The organism is Fibrella forsythiae (genome assembly GCF_017353175.1).
Classification (GTDB): Bacteria; Bacteroidota; Bacteroidia; order Cytophagales; family Spirosomataceae; genus Fibrella; species Fibrella forsythiae.
The window spans coordinates 87,058-106,300 of record NZ_JAFMYW010000007.1 but is presented as its reverse complement, the minus strand read 5'-3'; the positions used below and the strand labels follow the sequence as shown (position 1 = coordinate 106,300).

The window sequence follows — 19,243 nt, the reverse complement described above, 5'->3', positions numbered from 1 at the left end:
TATGAAAACGAGTTCAGTAACCCTGCTCATCGGGTATGCATGCGTGTTGGCAGGCTGCGGTACCAAACCGGTTCAGGAAGAACAGAAAGCATTCCGGCTGTCGGATACGATGATGAACCGCATTCAGATCGACAGTGTGCAGACGCAGCCCGTGCGCAGCGAACTGACGCTGGTGGGAAAAATCATGGCTGACGAAAGCCGGGTCATCAAAGTGTTTCCGCTGGTTGGGGGCGATGTAGAGGCCGTTGAGGTTGAGCTGGGCGATTTTGTCAGAAAAGGGCAAACGCTGGCCTCGATCCGGTCGGGCGAGGTGGCGGATCTGGAGCGGCAGCGGATTCAGGCGCAGTCGGAATTGCTGGTGGCCGAGAAGAACCTACGTGTTGCCCAGGACTTGTTCGAGACCAAACTGACATCGCAGCGCGAGGTGGTGGCGGCCCAGAAAGAAGTAGAGAAAGCCCAGGCCGAAACGAAGCGCATTCAGGAAGTGTCGCGCATTTACGGCATCGGTAAGGCGTCTATGTACACGGTCAAAGCACCGATTGATGGGTACGTGATTGAGAAGAACGTGAATCGGGGTACCCAACTCCGCTCCGACAACGCCGACAACCTGTTCACGATCGGGCAGATCAGCGAGGTGTGGGTGCTGGCCAACGTGAACGAGGGTGATATTGGCCAGGTACGTACCGGCATGGATGCCTCGATTCAGACGTTGAGCTACCCCAACGACGTATTCAACGGGAAAGTCGACAAACTCTACACCGTGCTGGACCCCGGCACCAAAGCAATGACCGTTCGTATCCGGTTGGATAACAGGTCGTTGAAGTTGAAGCCGGAGATGCACGCCACCGTAACGCTCCGCTACGAAGATGGTGGTAAACTGACGACGGTTCCGGCCAACTCCGTCATTTTTGAGCGCTCGAAGCAGTATGTAATGGTTTTCCGTAGCCGTTCCGACATAGAAACCCGGGAGGTTACCGTGCTGAAATCACTGGGCGACGTGGCCTATATCCGCAACGGTATCAAACCCGGCGAAAAAGTCATTTCTAAAAACCAGCTGCTGGTTTTCAACGCCCTGAACAACTAAAGAAGGGAAAAAGAAGGAATAGAGGCAAACGCATGTGAGCCACCGATTCGTCTGTCCCGTGCTCTATTTCTCTGTTTTTCCTTTCCTGCTTCTATGAACAAATTCATCAGGAATATTGTCGGTTTTTCGCTCAAGAACCGGTTTTTCATCTTCTTTATGACCGCCGTGCTGGTCATTGCGGGCGTGATCAGCTACCTGAATACGCCGCTGGAAGCCTTCCCGGACGTGACCAATACGCAGATTATCGTGGTGACGGAGTGGAACGGCCGGTCAGCCGAAGAGGTAGAGCGATTCGTGACGGTACCCATCGAAGTGGCCATGAACTCGGTGCAGCGCAAGAGCAACGTCCGGTCGACTACCATGTTTGGGTTGTCGGTCATGAAGATCATTTTCGACGATGGTGTCGATGATTTCTTTGCCCGGCAGCAGGTCAATAATCTATTGCGAAACGTGTCGCTGCCCGATGGCGTTGAACCCGATATTCAGCCACCCTATGGGCCAACAGGCGAGATTTTCCGCTACACGCTGGAGAGTAAAGACCGGGATAGCCGCGAACTGCTGACTATTCAGAACTGGGTGGTTGACCGCCAGCTGCGCAGTGTGCCGGGTGTAGCTGATATTGTTGCGTTTGGCGGACGAGACAAGATCTACGAGCTGCGCGTGAACCCCACGCAACTGGCCAAATACGACATTACGCCCCTTGAAGTGTATCAGGCCGTAACCCGCAGCAACATCAACGTGGGGGGCGATGTGATCGAGCGCAACGGACAGGCCTACGTGGTTCGGGGCGTGGGTCTGTTGACATCTATCCAGGATATTGGCAACATCATCATCGAGGAAGCGAATGGCAACCCGGTGCTGGTCAGGCACGTCGCCGAGGTAGCGGAGTCGAACCTGCCCCGCGTTGGGCAGGTGGGGCTTGATACCAACGACGACGTAGTGGAGGGTATCGTGGTGATGCGGAAAGGAGAGAACCCCAGTGAGATTCTGGGTCGGGTGAAAACCAAAATAGAGGAGCTGAACACCCGTGTATTGCCATCAGACGTGAAGATGGTGACGTTCTACGACCGGGATAACCTTATCGAATTCTGTACCCGCACGGTGATGCATAATCTGACCGAAGGCATTGTGCTGGTCACGGTGATCGTCTTCCTGTTCATGGCCGACTGGCGGACTACGGTGATTGTCAGCATAATCATTCCGCTGGCTCTGTTGTTTGCGTTCATCTGCCTGCGGCTGCGGGGTATGTCGGCAAACCTGCTGTCGATGGGGGCGGTCGATTTTGGGATCATTATCGACGGGGCGGTTGTGATGGTTGAGGGAATCTTTGTGGCGCTGGATCACAAGGCGCACAAGGTTGGCATGGAGCGTTACAACCGATTGGCCAAGCTGGGCCTGATCCGGAAGACGGGCGGCGAGTTGGGCAAAGCCGTATTCTTTTCCAAACTGATCATCATCACGGCCCTGCTCCCCATTTTCTCTTTTGAAAAAGTAGAAGGTAAAATGTTCTCGCCCCTGGCCTGGACTCTTGGTTTTGCCTTGCTGGGCGCATTGCTTTTCACCCTGACGCTCGTGCCGGTTCTTTGCTCTATCTTGCTGAAAAAGAACGTTCGGGAGAAAAATAATCCGCTTGTCAACTTTTTCGACCGCCTTGTCATGAGTGGGTTTGGCTGGTGTTTCCGTAATCGTCGGGTCAGCCTGATTGCTTCGATCAGCCTGATGGGTGCCACGTTTTTCTCGTCGACGCTGCTGGGTACCGAATTCCTGCCGCAACTGAACGAAGGTGCACTTTGGGTAACGGCCGAACTACCCATGAGCATGTCGCTTCCCGAAAGTGTCGAGATGGCTAAAGTCATCCGGCAGGACCTGAAAACGTTTCCCGAAGTGCGGCAGGTCATGTCGCAGGTGGGGCGGTCTAACGACGGGACAGACCCGAACGGCTTCTATTTCTGTCAGTTCCAGGTCGATCTGATGCCCAAAGACAAATGGACGAAGCGCCGCGATGGTCACCAATTGACGAATGAGCAACTGACCGACGAGATGGACGAGAAGCTGAAGAATTATGCGGGCGTGCTGTATAACTATTCGCAACCAATCATTGATAACGTAGCCGAGGCCGTGGCGGGCTATAAAGCGAGTAACGGGATCAAGATTTTCGGCCCCGACGTGTACGAACTGGAAAAGTATGCCAGCCAGGCGTTGGAAGCGGTGAAAAACGTGGAGGGGATCAAAGACCTGGGCATCATACGGAATGTAGGACAGCCCGAACTAAGCGTACAGTTTCATGATCATAAAATGGCCCTTTACGGCGTATCGACGGCTGATGCACAAGCCGTTATCGAGATGGCGATTGGCGGTAAAACAGCGTCGATCCTGTATGAGGGTGAGCGAAAATTCGATATACGGGTACGTTACCAGCCCGAATACCGCAAGAGTGATACTGACATCATGCGCCTGATGGTGCCGACGATGAGTGGCGGAAAGATTCCGCTGAAAGAGATTGCTACGATCAGGCAGATAACCGGGCCAGCCTTTATCTATCGCGATTTGAACAAGCGATTTATTGGGGTGAAATTCTCCGTGCGGGGGCGCGATCTGGGCAGTACCATTGCCGAGGCGCAGCAGAAAGTCAGTGAGAAGTTACAGACCAACAAAGATTATTCAGTTGAGTGGGTGGGTGAGTTCGAGAACCAGGTACGTGCCACTAACCGGTTGGGGCAGGTAGTGCCAATCAGTATTGCCACCATCTTCGTCATTCTGTTTGTGCTGTTCGGCAATGCCAAAGATGCAGGGTTGGTGCTGCTAAACGTGCCGTTTGCGCTCATCGGGGGCATTCTGGCGCTGCACGTAACGGGTATGAACTTCGGCATCTCGGCGGGGGTCGGTTTCATTGCCCTGTTTGGTATCTGCGTTCAGAATGGTGTGATCCTGATTTCGGTCTTCAATGCGAACCGCAAAGAACGTATGCCACTTGACCAGGCTATTCGGGAAGGTGTACAATCGCGCATTCGACCCGTGGTGATGACGGCGCTGATGGCGGCAATAGGTTTATTACCGGCGGCGGTCTCAACAGGCATTGGGTCAGAAACGCAGAAACCGCTGGCCATTGTGGTAATCGGCGGGTTGATAACCGCCACGATCCTGACGCTGCTCATCTTCCCCATTATTTACCGGTTATTTTACAGAACGGCAAAACCCAGGCCGCTTCAGGTAGCCATGAGCAACTGATCTCCCTCTGCAAGGTACGTTGCCGACAGCTGGGCCAGCGTTTTCAGATGGCTGTACATATACGTCAGCAACCACCATAATGCCTTGGCCATTAAGAGGGATAAAAGTACCACAACCAGCCACGTAAGCATCTTTACCGGGTCAAGAGGGGGCTCAGGTCGAGAGCGGGGCATGTCGTACGTAGTTTCCTTAAGTACGCAAGATAGAGGGTTACGAGTCAAAAAAATGAAACGTGCTAGCAACCGTCATTTCATAGCCGCCGTTTTATCACGTCACTCTTTCCTAAATCGCCTGATCTCAACGGCGCGGGTCGATCCGTCGACTGTCCAGTTAAGGGCCTGATGTTCACCGGTCGCGCTTACTTGTAAGGGGCTGGTCTTCACCGTTGCCTGCACCTGACGGCCGCGATCATGCACCAGGATCGTATACGTACCTGGCGACAGATGCAGCGAAAATGTACCATCGGGTAGGGGGGAGGTTGACGCAATTTTCTGCTCTGCCCGACGGACTTCAATTAGGAACCGATCAAATTCACAGGGTTTCTGATCATACGCGTTTGTCTGGCAGGTGAGCTTTCCCGTCACCCGAAATGTTTGCCGTAGCGGAATCAATCGGTTTACCGAACGGTCAACGGTGATGCTCTCCTGAAAGAGAATAGGGTCGCCGAGATGACTTGTGCTGAGGGCCGACACGGCGTAGGTGCCTGGTGGAATATTCTTATAGGTGATGATGCCTTTCTCGTTGGTGATGAGTGTGTTATCGTTCACCGTAACCAGTAGTCCTTCCAGCCATTGTTCGCCTTTGTCTAGCTGGCCGTTTCCGTCAGCATCGCTGAAAAAACGGAGTTGCAGTCGCCCGCTGCCTTTCAACCTCAGTTGGTCGAAGCGCTTCGTTACCTCCAGCCGGTACTGGCTATACGAAAACTCGTTTGCCTGGGCGTAGGGCGTTCCATTGCCTTCCAGCCTCACCGAGAACGTGGGAGTAACATCATACTGTACCCTGCCGACTGCTATATACCTTGACTTCAAGTACAGCGCGTCGAACAGGTAATTAACCCCGGCTGAGCCCGCAAGCCGCCGGTCGAGCAGCGCGAAGTTAAGCATTGGTGTAATCGACGCGGTCATGATCTGATCGGGCCGTTCGGTGCGCAGGTCATTCAGGTAGTACGGACCTTTTTGCAGATACCCCCACAAGGTAAAGTCGCCAATACTGGCCGACGACGTAATGCGCTGGCTAATCAGCTGAGGCTGATTCGGTATCGCCGTTACGTAATTGAAAAGCCCAACATCGTAACTAAGCATAAACTGACTGGCGTTATGATGATACGCAACGGACGGGGCAAGCCGGGCCGAAGTGGCCTGCTGGCTGAACGGGTTCGATGAGTCGACCTGAAGGTTCCAGTAGGCGCGGAGGCCAGCTATGAACGAGCCGGTCTGCCTGTTCACGCTTGCCTCGGCAACTGAGTTGCCAAAGACATACCTGTGAAAATCGGTTGCCGCCGTGTACCGGATCTGATTGTAGTGTACATGATTGATACGGAGCAGTAAGGTCGTGTGCTCCCGAACAGACCAGGCTAACTGGTTATTGAGCAGGGTAGCCCCTCGTTGCAAACCTGCATAAACGGGTGAACTGAAGTAGGAGCGTAGTTGCCACCGGAAGGCAGGTCGCTCATACGTATAATTTACCTGTCCGGCCCATCCCATCGAGCGCGAGGCTGACGGGTTATTCTGCGCGTATTCAGTGCTTTGTCCCGCCAGCACCTGCAAGGATTGGTGCTCAGATTCGTCGTACTGAAAGGAAGCAAAATTCAGGTATCCGGCCCTCATTACACCTGGCTGGGTAAAGTAACTGCTGCTCAGCGACCACGAGGCACCTGGTAGTCCGCGGAGCTGCTGGTCATACCGAACAGAGGCTACGTTGCCGGTCCAGGCGTTTTCTCCGGAATAGAGCCAGTTTGGATTGGTGTTTACGGCCCAAAACGTCCATTGATGATCTGGCCTGATCAAATTGAGCCGTATTCCCCGCCCCAGGAGCGGCATTTCGTGATAATCATACACGCTACCCAACTGAAGCTGGGTTCTGGCAGTTCGTAACGAAATTGCTGAACTCTGTAGCTGCTGAAAATTAGACGAGGCGTAATCCAGATAATTTAGTTGAAAGGCCAATTGCGTTTTGCCCAGAGAATCTGTGCCCCAAATACGGGCTTCTCTGGCCCACTCATTTGTGCTAAGCTTGGTAATCGCCGCCCGAACGCCGTAGCCACTATTGTTTAGCTGGTCTGTTTTTTCGTACCGTTTGGTGGTAACGGCTACAACAACTTTATACAGTACACTGCTGATTATCGACTGGGCAGAATCACGAATAGTTAGCGCTAATTGGTAGGGTTTATTCGGTGACCAGTAGCGTTGGGGGTGTACAATAAAAGTGAACGTTGTGTCTTGTAGTGGTTTAAGGGTAATTATTGTCGGGAAAGACGATTTATCCATGCCCAAGGGGATAGACTGCATCTCAATCGTATACCGGCTACGTCGGGCCTGGTGATGGATCAAATGCAGCGAAGGCCGGGCTGGTTCTGAGCCTGCATACAAAACAAGCGTTTCTTCAGGTACGTAGACAGAAATGGCGGGCTTGTTTACAGGCACCTTTATGTTCAGGGTAAACGAAGCCCGGTGTAAAAGACGTCCCGACGTATCGCTCAAAAATATGGTCACCAGCTGACTGGGTTTTCCGGGTTGGTGATACAGTAGCCCCTTCAACGGGATGGTTTCTGTCTGGCCAGGCTGAATCGATAACCGCTGAGGCGTTGACGATACCCATTGAATATAGCGCGGCGTCTGAACCAGCATATGCAGGATCAGGGGGGCATTGCCACTATTTTCGATCGATAACCTATTGGTGAACGTAGTGCCGACGGTCACCCCGATCGTATCCTGCCAAAACTTGATCGGTACAGTTTGCCCACGTACCTGCAGCGTAAACAGGAAAGCGATGGCCGCACCAAGAATGAGCCTAACCAGTGTAGCCATTTTTCGATAGAATCGTAGTATGCTGGTAAAACGAGACGTAGATCTATCGGAACAATTTTAATGCCGGACCTATGGTAACGGACTGATAAACAAGTAAGTAAAGCGTTTAGTGAAGAGGCTTATTTGGTGATAAATGATTGATAATTAGCTGATAATTGCGCCTTTTAAGTAGTACTATCTATTATATCTACAGATTAAAAATTTTTGTGGTAACCAAAATCAATAAATGGCCTAATAGTTGTATTTAAAGTACTTAGTGTTAACCTATTGATTTTTCACGTTTATTAACCAACTTTCTTATGAAAAAACTCGACAAAATGATGATTGCCATTGCCGCCTTAACTGCTTTGTGTTCCGGCTTTGGGGCCACTTCAGCGCAGGCGCAACTTACCTCCGGCAATGCCCTGGTAACCCTGACATTGGTTGATGTCATGGCTATCGTAGTAACAGAGCCGGCGGTTGCGTTAACGTATGGCCTTGAAACAGATTACATTAACGGTAGGAACGTTACCATACCGCTCCATTTGACCGTCAGCAGCAATCGGCCATACGACCTCAAGGTGCGGGCCGACGGTGACCTGACGTCTGGCCTGGGGCAGTCGGCTGTCAAGATTCCTATTGGTAATGTAACCGTACAGGCAATGAGCGCGGGGTTGGGCACAACACCCGCGGTAAGTCTCTCAACAAGCGACCAGACTTTTGTGTCTAATGCGCCTGGTGCGATGGCAAAAACTGTTAGTGTGAAATACTCCACACCTGCCAACAGCCAGGATTTCATTAAAACGGGTGTGTATACATCAACATTAACCTATTCGATTTCTGCGCACTAACTGTACCAACATGCCAACGCCAGTAAGCTTCAGCACGCGGCGTATGGTTGGCTTGTGGCTAATTCTGTGCCTGGCGGTGGCAATACTGCCCTGTCAGGCACAGATTGGCTTTCAAGTGTCGCCAGCCAAGCTATACGTTAACCACAGCACAACCAGTGAACAGACCCTTCGTCTGCATTTGAACAATACGATGGACACCCGCCTGGTGCTGCAGGCAACCTGTGCTGACTGGCGGCGCGATTCCATGGGGACTAAAGCATATTATCCCGCTGGCAGTTTACCCAATTCCTGCTGCTCTCTGGTGAGGGTCACACCATCTGTCATAGAACTGGCCCCACACGAAGAGCGTGATATCCTGGTAACGGTACAGGCCGATCCCCGTTCGGGTTCGGCAGTTGTTCGTAACGGTATGATTTTGCTCACCCAGGCCAATGAACAGGAAACCGCCCGGGCAAAGGGCGCATCTCAGTTCATTATAAAAGTGCAGATTGGCGTGCATCTCTATGTATTGCCCGAGGTGAGTGCACAGCCAGATATTGCGATTACAGGTATGGATGTGGCAAAAGCTGGTGATCAGTATCAGGTAAAGGTGCAGGTAGAAAACAAGGGAGGTACGTTGCTTGAAAGTCAGCTCCGGCTCGAATACCTGAATCTGGACAGCATGCAGGAATTAAAAATGGAGCCAATGCCCGTCAATACAATGCCTAAAGACCAGTTTAAGGTAGCAGCTATGGTGCCTGCTTCTTTAGCCAAAGGAAAATACCTGATCGTAGCCATTCTCGATAGTGGACCCGGACAGACGTTGAAAGTAGCTGAGTTAGAAGCCGTGCTGAAATGAGTTACTGTAAGTTCCTGATCCTCCTGGCCTGGTTGGGCGTCATTTCCGTCAATGTGCTGGCGCAGCCTTATGTGTCTGAGCAACCGCCGGGCAACCAAACCGATAATGTGGCCGCTCTGGGACTAACTATCCTGAGTAATCCTGCACTGACATTAAGTACCGTTGATGACTACACCAAAGGCGTATCAATTGATCATACTACACTTCGACTGAGCGTCTCGATCGGGTTGACCTGGGCGTTGCAGGTGCGCATCGCAGACGATCTGCGCTACCAGAACAACTCGATTCCTGCGTCGGCGATTGGCATCCAGGCTATTAATCTTGGGAGTCGACCAGAGATTGTGCTCAGTACAGCCGACCAGGTCATTGCCTCTGGTCTGGCGAGCCTACCTATCTTGCTGGGTACTACGTTTCGATATCGTACCAAAGGAGGCAGTGCTTTCCTGAAGCCGGGTGGCACCTACACCGCCACGATAATCTTTAGTTCAACGGCGCTGTAGAATGCGGGGCGTTAATCTGTATGACGACGTACCTGGCGACGGTCATGCCCAATTTGCCTGAATTAACCGATCAGTGCTGTTTTTTGATGTCTGTTAGCGCACGGGCTATCATTATCAGGATTATCCACAAACTTGCGGGTCAACAAAAGTCAACGTACGATGACCTCCACTGACTCCACCACGTTTTTCCCAACGGATCTATCTCAAATTCCGGTTCAGTATCGTATCGAACCGATCCATCAGCGTGAGTACCTGCTTAACGGCGAAATGAAACCCTGGACAGGGAAAGTAGCCGAGGTGTATTCGCCCGTTTGTGTGCCCGACGAATCAGGAACATCCACTCCGGGTACGTTGCAGCGTCAACTGGTTGGCTCATTTCCGGTTGCTGGCCCTGATGAAGCCATGGCAGCCCTGGATGCCGCCGTTGCTGCCTACGACAATGGCCGTGGCGAATGGCCGCAGATGTCTGTTGCCGGCCGAATTGCCTGCATGGAAACCTTCATTGGTAAAATGCTGGCTCAGCGGACCCTGGTAATCAACCTCATAATGTGGGAAATTGGCAAAAACCTGGCCGATTCAACCAAGGAGTTTGACCGGACAGTAAAGTACATCTACGATACCATTGATGCCCTGAAAACAATGGACCGGAACTCATCGCGTTTCCGGATCGAGGAAGGTATCATTGGGCAAATCCGGCGTTCGCCAATGGGTGTTGTGCTATCAATGGGGCCGTTCAACTACCCCTTGAACGAAACCTATACTACGCTGATCCCGGCTATTTTGATGGGAAACACCATCCTGTTCAAAACGCCCAAACACGGCTCCTTGCTGCATTACCCGATGCTGGAGGCCTTCCGGACCAGTTTTCCGAAGGGCGTGGTGAACTCACTCTACGGGCGCGGTGCCGATGTGATACCACCCGTTATGAAATCGGGAAAAGTAAATGTGCTGACGCTAATCGGATCAAGCCGGGTAGCTGACGAATTACAACGGCAACACCCTAAACTGAACCGCTTACGATCGGTGATGAGCCTCGATGCCAAGAACGCGGCCATTATTTTACCCGATGCCGATCTGGACGTTGCGGTACAGGAGTGCCTGCTTGGCTCACTGTCGTTCAACGGCCAGCGTTGTACAGCCATCAAAATCATCTGGGCACACCGCAGCATTGCCGATCAGTTCCTGGCAAAGTTCGGCCCTGCGGTGAGTAAATTAAAGCCGGGTATGCCCTGGACCGATGGCGTGCAGATTACGCCGTTGCCGGAGGCAGGCAAAACAGATTACCTGGCCGATTGTATCAGAGACGCGGAAGCCCAGGGGGCCTCTGTTATTAACGAGGGTGGTGGTCAGACAGAAGCTTCGCTTTTCCGGCCGGCAGTTGTTTATCCGGTAAAAGAAGGCATGAAGCTCTATCGGGATGAGCAGTTCGGACCGGTAGTGCCGGTGGTTGCCTATGATGACGTGAATGAGTTTATCGATTACCTGATTACCGATGATCACGGTATGCAGGCCAGCATTTTCGGTACGGATACCACGGCCATTTCAGCGTTGATTGATCCGTTGGTGAATCTTGTCAGCCGGGTGAACATCAACGCACAATGCCAGCGCGGGCCAGATACGTTCCCGTTCACCGGTCGTAAAGATTCGGCTGAGGGTACCTTATCTGTAGAGGATGCTATTCGCTCATTCTCTATCCGTTCGGCGGTTGCCACGAAAGATACAGCTGCAAACAAGGAGATTTTGAACGAGATCGTGGGCGATCATAAGTCTGTCTTTCTTAGCACGAACTTCATTTTTTAGGGATTCTGTAGTACAGTTAGCAGGTTTTGCCCAGGCCGGAGTACGCACAAACCCGCTGGCACATAAATTGTAGAAGCGTGGTCAGGTGGACGAAGAAAGCCACCTGACCCACTATGAAGAACTGGCTACAAATTGCCGCTTCCTGCCTATTGCTTATTGGTTTGAGCATACCATCAACAGCCCAGACCTGGACGTTTTACGGTGTTTTCCCTCAGTATTCACAAACAGGATCGGTCACCAAACGCCTGGGTTACAACCTGTTTCTGTCTTCGACCAGCCACGCAACCTCGCAGGCTGCCGAGTCGCCGGGAGTAGCCATGCTGGCCCTGCAGTATTATGCTCAACCCAGCCTGACCTACAAAGTAACCGATAACATACAGGTTGGCGTAGGGTATGCATACGTACGCCATAATCTGTTTGGTATTCGGGTCAATGAGAACCGACTTTGGGCGCAAACTGTGCTCTCACATGATATTACGGGCAGCCGGATAAAGATGAGCCACCGACTTCGGTATGAAGAACGGTACCCACTTCGGCTTTCGACCGAGAAATGGTCATTAGCCCAACTTGGCCGCTACCACGTTGGCGCTACCATTCCGTTCTTCGACCCCAAGCAGCAGAAAACAGGCTGGTACGCTGCCTTGTCGAATGAAGCATTCTTCTGTTTTTCCGGGGCGAAAAATAGCCCGATCAGTTCCAAGAATGCGTTTTATGGCGAAAACTGGACGTATGGCGGTGTTGGCTATAATACAGGAAAATGGGGCAAAATTGAAGTGGGGTACCAGTATCAGAACCTGATACGAAATGCCGCGCAGGATCACAGAAACCTACATTTGCTACAGATTCAGTGGGCTACTAATTTTAGCCTCGATGGGCTGACTACGTGGTTATTGACGCCTCCTTTCTGATACTGTGGCTTGATAATTGCTATTTTTCAGTTGAATGAGTTAGCCTAAAACTGCATTTCGCTATATTTGTTCTATTCTTTCTACTAAAACGCCCTGAATTGCCTTTTTTCTATCTGTCATTATAGTATGAAACGCCTGCTGAGTCTTAGCTTATTGGCCTTACTGCTCTACCACATGCTGGCAACGGTATGGGTGGCGGTTGGTGTCTGGTGGCAAGATCAGCACGATCTGACCGAACGGCTAACGGTTTACTCGTCAGTCGATAGCATGGTCGAGTTTCAGGTTGTGCTTGGTGCAGGGCAGGCTCAAAAGCTGGTTGAACAAACCACCGAGGATGGGTTTGCCTACCACGACAAATTCTATGATGTGATCAGCGTTGAACTAAGCGGCGACACACTACGCATTGCCGGGATGGAAGATAAAGCCGCCCGCTTCTGGCAGCAGGATCTCCTTTCCTTTGTTAAAAAAACGATCAGTGCCAATTCTGGCGACGATTCGCAGCGCAAAGCAGGCCATTGGCTTAAGCTGCTGCTGAAAGAATACCAGCCATCAGACCGATTAGTATTTTCTTCATCCCTTTTAGCCTGGCTGGTAGACGTTCGTATCGCCGACGCTCCCCTGGCTACGCTGGCCCGCTGTCTGGCGGTGCTCTCGCCTCCACCCCGAGGTTAATTGAGTTTTTCTGTTTTATAGTCTCGGCGCTAACGATGTTGCAGGTACGTACCTGGCGTTCGTTCTGCTGCGCAATAGGCTATTTATCAATCAGTTACTCAATTAATTGTTCCATTCTGCTTTGGGTGTGGTACACGATAAACCCGTGTAGTGCGTTTACGCACAGGTAATTTAGTTCTGTTTTAAGGTAACCCTTTACCCTGCAAAGGCAGCTGTCATTGTATATGAGCTACTGTTGCGCTGGTGTCAAAAAGGTGTAACCTTAACCTGGTGAATGCCTGACGTATAACGTCTGCAAACGTACCTGGAGTGGGAAGGGATGCTTTCTTCTATGATCTCATCTTTAAAATATACGGGTCTGGCTCTGCTTGGCCTGCTTGTTAGTACCCAATTTGCGGCTGCACAAGGCTGCGTAGCGGTTCGTCACATGAGCTGTGCTGCTCCGTCCGGGTCGTCGGCTGCTTTCTTCAAGCAACGTACTGGTACGTGGCAGGTATCGGCGGGATACCGTTATTTTCAGTCGTACAAACATTTTGTTGGCGATGTTGAACAGAAACAACGCGTCGAACAGGGAACACAGGTTATCAATACTTCACACGCTGTTGATCTTGGCATTACCTATATGCCATCGTTACGCTGGTCGGTTTCGGTTAACCTTCCGCTTCAAACCAACGATCGCTCATCGCTCTACGAGCATTACGGCAACCCAGCGGCTGGTAGCGGCATCAATCCCGACGCTAATCGCTTCCATACGGGTTCCAAAGGCATTGGCGACCTTCGTATTTCGACGAGCTACTGGCTGATCAATCCGGCTACACTGCCAAAGACAAATCTGGCAGTAGGAGTAGGGGTTAAACTGCCAACCGGTGATTACAAAGCAACCGATCAGTTTCACCGCAAAACAAAAGAAGGTGCCGACTACACCATTACATTACCGGTCGATCAGTCGATTCAGCTAGGTGATGGCGGTGTAGGGGCCAGTATTGAACTGCAAGGGTACTCACAACTCACAAAAAGTGGTCTAACTGCTTATGCAAACGGGTTTTATCTCTTTAATCCCCGCGAAACTAACGGTGTTAAGCGCAACCCAACGGCGACTACAATTGACCTGGTAACGGGTGAATTTTCGGTAGCCGATCAGTTTGCTGCCCGGTTGGGTCTGAGCCAGTCAATTCGGTTCGTTCCGGGGCTGGCAGTGATGCTGGGTGGCCGCGTAGAAGGCGTGCCGGCCAAAGATGCCTTTGGTGGAAGCAATGGTTTCCGTCGCCCAGGCTACATCGTTTCGGTTGAGCCAGGTTTCTCCTACATGAAGGGTGGTTATGCCGCCGCCTTATCCGTACCTGTTGCTGTGTATCGGAACCGCACCCGGAGCTACGCTGACCAGCTTGACCCACTTGGGCTGAAGCACGGCGATGCCGCTTTTGCTGATTATCTGATCTCATTCAACGTAAGCCGTTCCTTCTAAACCGCCCTGGCGGCCCTACAGGATTTAAAGGATACACGTTCTGGAAAATGCCGGATCGTTTACTTCGTTAACTCCTGTAGATCAAGATGATCTACTTCGGTAGGTCTTACTTCCTATGAAAAAACAACTCCTCATCGTTGCGTTACTGTTGGCAAGCGCAACAACTAGCTGGGCACAGATGCCCCAGGATGCTATATACATGCCTAAAAAGACCATTTGCGCCGCTGCTATGTATGGTCGGAGCAACTGGAACTCGTATTGGGAAAACACGCTGAAACGGGAAAATTTCAACATTGGCACGCATACAACGCAAAGTGCCTCTCTAATGGCTGCCGTTGGCTTAAGTGATCGTGTGAACCTGATTGTTAACGTACCATACATCTGGACCAGCACAACGGCCGGTAACCTGATGGGTCAGAAGGGGTTTCAGGACGTGTCGGGCTGGTTGAAAGTGAATGCCCTCCAATACAAGGGGTTTTCAGTACATGGCCTGGTTGGCGCATCAACCCCATTGAGCAGCTACATCGCCAGTTTTCAGCCAATGTCGATCGGTATGGGAGCCCGGTCGGTAGCCGGGCGGGTATTGCTGAACTATAAGCATCCCCAAACCGGTCTCTATCTGACAACCCATGGTACCTACACCTGGCGCAGTACGATCCGTATCGATCAGGATTCGTATCTGGCCGACGGGCATGTGTACAATACGAATGAAGTGGCTGTACCTAACGCAATGGACGCCGCCGTTCGGGTTGGTATTCTTCGCCGTACGTTCCAGACTGAAGTATTTGCTGAACGTTTTACCTGTGTATCGGGCGATAATATTCGGCGGAACGATATGCCGTTTCCAACCAATAATATGCAGGCAACTACGGTGGGCTGGTATGGCAAGTACCAGCCGCATAATGTAGGGTTCAATGCACGCGTTGGGTACGTTACCGATGGCCAGAATATGGGCCAGAGTACCTCATTTATGGTGGGATTACTGTATCAAATCAACCTGAAATAACAAGCCTGTACAGGTTGCTAAACCGTACAGATCTGATCGTTTTAACACAATGAAACATATTAATAAAGCGCTTATTATCAGTTTTGTAGCCGTTGCTATGACGGTTGTTTCCTGCGATAAGACAATTGAAGAACCACAACGCGTTGGCTATACGCCGGCCAGCGTTGATGATAAAGCAGGTACGTGGAAAACGTACGTGCTGACAAGCCCAACCGACGTAACGATTGCGACGCCTTCTTCAACATCATCAGCTGAATATATTGCCGAACTGACAGACCTGAAGTCAAAAGCGGCCAACCTGACGCTGGAACAACAGCAGGCTGTGGTGTATTGGGGAGCTGGAGCCGCCTACCGCTGGAACGAAATTGCCCGCGAACTGGCCGCCCGGTATAATACGCCACCAGCATCAAACGCCGAAGGAAAATACCCTGTGCCTGATGCCGCCAACCCCTTGGCCGATCCGAAGTTCCCGTTTGCCAATCCGCCCTATACGGCGCGTGCGCTGGCCAATCTGAGCGTGGCTCAGTATGATGCGCTGGTGGCAGCCTGGAATTACAAGTACAAGTTTAAGCGTACGGCTCCATCGAAAGTAGATGCTACCGTGGCTGCTGCACTGCCCGTTTCGGCCCTGCCAACGTACCCATCAGAAGATGCAGTCGTTGCGGCGGCTTCGGCCGTGGTGTTGAAAGCCATGTTCCCTGGTGAGGTAACATACATTGATGCGAAAGTAGCTGAGCACACGAATGCTCGTCAGTGGGCGGGTATGAACGTGAAAAGCGAACTGGATGCGGGTGCCAGTTTAGGGACGCAGGTGGCAGCCAAAATCATGGCTCGTGCTAAAACGGATGGCATGGGCGCGGCCAATAACCAGACACTCACTGCCGGCATGATCGAATCGGCCAAAGGGCGCGGTCAGACAGAGGTATGGGTCAGCCAGGAGTCTCCGCTGCGTCCGCCCATGTTGCCAAACTACGGTGCCGTTTCAACCTGGAACTTCGACCGCGCCACCCTGGTAGCACTACGTCCCGGCCCGGCTCCGTTGCCCGGTTCCGATCAGTTTAATGCCGAACTGAATGAGTTGCGGGATATTAATAAAAACCAGACGCGTGAGCAGGCCCGCATTGCTAACTATTGGGCTGATGGTGCCGGAAGTTACACGCCTCCTGGCCACTGGATGCGGTCGGCCGCCGATGCTGCACATGAAGCCAAATATAGTGAGGTACGGATGGCCCGTACACTGGCGCTGGTTGGTACAGCCCTGCAGGATGCCGGTGTGTGTTGCTGGGAAACTAAGTTTTATTACTACACGCCCCGTCCGCAACAGTACGGTGTAAAAACGTCGGTTGGTCTCCCCAACTTCCCAAGCTATACCTCTGGTCACTCGACTTTTTCGGCGGCAGCAGCTACCGTATTGGGCAGCATTTTTCCAGATCGTTCAGATGAATTCTGGGCCCGCGCTCAGGAGGCTTCGGTGTCACGGGTGTACGGGATGATTCACTTCCGTTCAGATTGTACTGCGGGCCTGGTATGCGGTAAAAACATCGGGTCTTACGCAGTAGCGAGGGGTAAAACAGATGGATCAGGTCTGTAAATTAACGTAACAAGTTTCAGGCACCTAGTATGGAAAGCTCCACCAGATGAGCTTTCCATACTAGGTGACCATACGTTGTTTCAGCCCGATTAAACACTCAACTATTCTCTATGAAATTCGTGATCAATACGTCGATAGCCTGCTGGCTGTTGGCCTGGCCGTGCTTTGCCCAATCGCCCGAATCCGATACGCTACGTATCCAGCAACTGCGAACGGTTGAGGTGCGAACATCCCGACCTGGTGAGGTTCACTCGTTACCCGATCAGCAGGGAACGTACCTGATGGCTGGCCGTCGGACAGAGCTGATCCGGCTGGCTGATACCGACGCTGATGTGGCTCAGAAAAACCCTCGTCAACTGTTGGCCCGCGTGCCGGGCGTCTTTATCTACGACATGGACGGATCGGGCAACCAGATCAACGTGGCAACGCGGGGACTGGATGCGCACCGTTCGTGGGAGATGAACATGCGCTACAATGGCGTGCTGACCAATTCAGACATGTACGGCTATCCGGCCAGCCATTTCTCACCACCGGGCGAAAGTCTGGAACGGATCGAGATGGTTCGTGGAACGGCGTCGCTTCAGTATGGTGCTCAGTTTGGCGGCATGCTGAACATGGTCTCGAAACAGGCTGATACCACCAGGCGGTTTAGTTTCGAGAGCATCGCTTCTATTGGTTCGTACGGGCTACGCAGCACCTATAATGCCGTTGGCGGGCGTGTTGGTAAGCTTACATACTACGGTTACGCATACTGGCGGCACGCTGATGGATACAGGCAAAACAGTCAGTCTGATGCGCAGGCCCTATTCGCAAGTTTACGCTATCAGGCTTCGTCACGGCTGAGTATCTCTGCCGAGCTGGCCCGGTCAACGTATGTCTATCATATTCCCGGCCCGCTCACCGACTCGATGTTTCGGGCCGATCCGCGTCAGGCAACCCGTACCCGAAATTATTTTAGCCCCGATATCTGGGTGCCCTCGGTGCGGGCCGACTGGCAGCTAAGTAACCAAACCCGGCTGCAATTGATTACGTCGGCTGTGCTGGGAGTACGAAACAGCGTGCTGATTGATGCCTTTGCAACCGTACCGGACGTACCTGATGCAGTAACGGGTCAGTATCGCCAGCGGCAGGTCGATAGTGATCATTTTAACAGTTTCACAACGGAGGCCCGGCTGTTGCATCAGTTCCAGCTGGCCGGGATGGCAACCACTGCGGTTGTTGGCGGGCAACTAATGCATAATGACCTGCATCGCCAGCAGTTGGGCAAAGGCACAACCGGCTCAGATTACGATATGACGTTGACGGCACCCTTTGGCCGGGATTTATGGTACTACACGCGCAACGGAGCCTTTTTTGCCGAAATGCAACTTAAGGTGACGCCGCGCCTGACGCTTTCGCCCGGTATCCGGTTCGAGCATGGGCTCACCCGGATGCGTGGCGTTATCACCAATTACGATCCGGGTAATTTGCCCAATGATATCCGGCACCAGTTCGTACTGCTGGGTATCAGCGGACAGTACAGGGTGAATGAGGCCCTTCGGTTGTATGGCGGCATTTCGCAGGCATATCGTCCGGTGATTTTCAAGGACATCATTCCTGCGTCGACTTACGAACAGGTTGATAAGAACCTGCGAGATGCAAACGGATATAACGCTGAATTGGGGGTAGAAGGCCGCTGGAAAGGGGTACACGTGAACATGAGTCTGTTCGATGTGCTTTACCGTAACCGGATGGGAACGCTGGTTCAAACCGGTACGGATGGTCAGCCCTACACCTTCCGGACAACGATCGGCGACAGTCGTAGTCAGGGCGTAGAGGTGTTGCTGGAAGGACAGGTCCTGAACGCCGGTCGTCTTACTGTCAGCGGCTTTACGTCCACTGCGTTCATGGATGCCCGCTATATCAACGCCAATGTATCGGCCGGCACTGAGAACCGAAACGTAACGGGCAATCAGGTTGAATCGGCTCCCCGTTTCACGTCTCGAAACGGGTTGACGTTTCGTTACCGTACGGCCAGTCTGACGGCTCAGTACAGCTACGTGGGCATGACCTACTCTGATGCCCTGAATACACCCGTCGTTACGGCCAACGGTGCCAAAGGTCCGGTGCCTGCATATGGTGTATGGGATCTGAATGCAACCTGGCGGGTAACCCCCTGGCTGCACGTCAGAGGCAGTGTCAACAACCTGCTGAACAGCCAGTATTTCACCAAACGGCCCTTGTTCTACCCTGGCCCCGGTGTCTGGTCATCAGATGGGCGTAACGCAGTACTATCAGTCGGGATCAAACTCTAAG

The 19,243-nt window shown here is 52.2% G+C and carries 14 protein-coding genes; 12 read left to right on the top strand and 2 right to left on the bottom strand.

From position 1 onward, the window contains the following. Position 1: 1 nt before the first annotated feature. Entirely contained in the window at positions 2-1,084 is a 1,083-nt protein-coding gene (locus tag J2I46_RS21415) for an efflux RND transporter periplasmic adaptor subunit (RefSeq protein WP_207331114.1), read from the top strand. A 93-nt stretch (positions 1,085-1,177) separates the two neighbouring features. Further along, positions 1,178-4,312 (top strand): efflux RND transporter permease subunit, encoded by a 3,135-nt coding sequence (locus tag J2I46_RS21410; protein WP_207331113.1) that lies wholly within the window; start codon positions 1,178-1,180, stop codon positions 4,310-4,312. Here J2I46_RS21410 and J2I46_RS21405 read toward each other — a convergent pair. Both J2I46_RS21405 and J2I46_RS21400 read right to left on the bottom strand, forming a co-directional pair. Beyond that, on the bottom strand, positions 4,291-4,485 hold the full coding sequence (locus J2I46_RS21405) for a hypothetical protein (protein ID WP_207331112.1): 195 nt from the start codon (positions 4,483-4,485) through the stop codon (positions 4,291-4,293). The genes J2I46_RS21410 and J2I46_RS21405 overlap by 22 nt on opposite strands. Before the next feature lie 99 nt (positions 4,486-4,584). Beyond that, positions 4,585-7,338, bottom strand: a complete 2,754-nt coding sequence (locus tag J2I46_RS21400; RefSeq protein ID WP_207331111.1) for a hypothetical protein — start codon at positions 7,336-7,338, stop codon at positions 4,585-4,587. A gap of 299 nt (positions 7,339-7,637) precedes the next feature. On the opposite strand from J2I46_RS21400, the gene J2I46_RS21395 reads away from it, so the two are divergent. The 10 genes from J2I46_RS21395 to J2I46_RS21350 all read left to right on the top strand — a co-directional run bounded on the left by J2I46_RS21395 (position 7,638) and on the right by J2I46_RS21350 (position 19,242). Further along, a complete protein-coding gene (locus tag J2I46_RS21395) occupies positions 7,638-8,168 on the top strand; it encodes a hypothetical protein (RefSeq protein ID WP_207331110.1) in 531 nt (176 codons plus the stop codon). Between the two features lie 10 nt (positions 8,169-8,178). Beyond that, a complete protein-coding gene (locus J2I46_RS21390) occupies positions 8,179-9,006 on the top strand; it encodes a fimbrial biogenesis chaperone (protein WP_207331109.1) in 828 nt (275 codons plus the stop codon). Next, complete coding sequence (locus tag J2I46_RS21385) at positions 9,003-9,506, top strand: hypothetical protein (protein WP_207331108.1); 504 nt, start codon at positions 9,003-9,005, stop codon at positions 9,504-9,506. Before J2I46_RS21390 ends, J2I46_RS21385 begins: the two co-directional genes overlap by 4 nt. Before the next feature lie 159 nt (positions 9,507-9,665). Continuing rightward, on the top strand, positions 9,666-11,306 hold the full coding sequence (locus J2I46_RS21380; RefSeq protein WP_207331107.1) for an NADP-dependent glyceraldehyde-3-phosphate dehydrogenase: 1,641 nt from the start codon (positions 9,666-9,668) through the stop codon (positions 11,304-11,306). 113 nt (positions 11,307-11,419) lie between these two features. Then, a complete protein-coding gene (locus tag J2I46_RS21375; RefSeq protein ID WP_207331106.1) occupies positions 11,420-12,214 on the top strand; it encodes a DUF2490 domain-containing protein in 795 nt (264 codons plus the stop codon). Positions 12,215-12,340: 126 nt separating this feature from the next. Next, a complete protein-coding gene (locus J2I46_RS21370) occupies positions 12,341-12,886 on the top strand; it encodes a hypothetical protein (protein ID WP_207331105.1) in 546 nt (181 codons plus the stop codon). A 331-nt stretch (positions 12,887-13,217) separates the two neighbouring features. Further along, the gene (locus J2I46_RS21365; protein WP_207331104.1) at positions 13,218-14,351 is read left to right on the top strand and encodes a hypothetical protein; all 1,134 of its coding nucleotides are present in this window, start codon (positions 13,218-13,220) and stop codon (positions 14,349-14,351) included. Between the two features lie 115 nt (positions 14,352-14,466). Then, the gene (locus J2I46_RS21360) at positions 14,467-15,357 is read left to right on the top strand and encodes a hypothetical protein (RefSeq protein WP_207331103.1); all 891 of its coding nucleotides are present in this window, start codon (positions 14,467-14,469) and stop codon (positions 15,355-15,357) included. Between the two features lie 49 nt (positions 15,358-15,406). Next, on the top strand, positions 15,407-16,948 hold the full coding sequence (locus tag J2I46_RS21355) for a phosphatase PAP2 family protein (RefSeq protein ID WP_207331102.1): 1,542 nt from the start codon (positions 15,407-15,409) through the stop codon (positions 16,946-16,948). A gap of 110 nt (positions 16,949-17,058) precedes the next feature. Further along, the gene (locus J2I46_RS21350; protein WP_207331101.1) at positions 17,059-19,242 is read left to right on the top strand and encodes a TonB-dependent receptor family protein; all 2,184 of its coding nucleotides are present in this window, start codon (positions 17,059-17,061) and stop codon (positions 19,240-19,242) included. Position 19,243 lies beyond the last annotated feature (1 nt).

Coding starts and splice junctions, on each gene's coding strand:
- J2I46_RS21390 (WP_207331109.1), top strand. CDS start 8,179: ATGCCAACGCCAGTAAGCTTCAGCACGCGGCGTATGGTTGGCTTGTGG.
- J2I46_RS21370 (WP_207331105.1), top strand. CDS start 12,341: ATGAAACGCCTGCTGAGTCTTAGCTTATTGGCCTTACTGCTCTACCAC.
- J2I46_RS21405 (WP_207331112.1), bottom strand. CDS start 4,485: ATGCCCCGCTCTCGACCTGAGCCCCCTCTTGACCCGGTAAAGATGCTT.
- J2I46_RS21350 (WP_207331101.1), top strand. CDS start 17,059: ATGAAATTCGTGATCAATACGTCGATAGCCTGCTGGCTGTTGGCCTGG.
- J2I46_RS21400 (WP_207331111.1), bottom strand. CDS start 7,338: ATGGCTACACTGGTTAGGCTCATTCTTGGTGCGGCCATCGCTTTCCTG.
- J2I46_RS21375 (WP_207331106.1), top strand. CDS start 11,420: ATGAAGAACTGGCTACAAATTGCCGCTTCCTGCCTATTGCTTATTGGT.
- J2I46_RS21365 (WP_207331104.1), top strand. CDS start 13,218: ATGATCTCATCTTTAAAATATACGGGTCTGGCTCTGCTTGGCCTGCTT.
- J2I46_RS21355 (WP_207331102.1), top strand. CDS start 15,407: ATGAAACATATTAATAAAGCGCTTATTATCAGTTTTGTAGCCGTTGCT.
- J2I46_RS21360 (WP_207331103.1), top strand. CDS start 14,467: ATGAAAAAACAACTCCTCATCGTTGCGTTACTGTTGGCAAGCGCAACA.
- J2I46_RS21385 (WP_207331108.1), top strand. CDS start 9,003: ATGAGTTACTGTAAGTTCCTGATCCTCCTGGCCTGGTTGGGCGTCATT.
- J2I46_RS21410 (WP_207331113.1), top strand. CDS start 1,178: ATGAACAAATTCATCAGGAATATTGTCGGTTTTTCGCTCAAGAACCGG.
- J2I46_RS21380 (WP_207331107.1), top strand. CDS start 9,666: ATGACCTCCACTGACTCCACCACGTTTTTCCCAACGGATCTATCTCAA.
- J2I46_RS21395 (WP_207331110.1), top strand. CDS start 7,638: ATGAAAAAACTCGACAAAATGATGATTGCCATTGCCGCCTTAACTGCT.
- J2I46_RS21415 (WP_207331114.1), top strand. CDS start 2: ATGAAAACGAGTTCAGTAACCCTGCTCATCGGGTATGCATGCGTGTTG.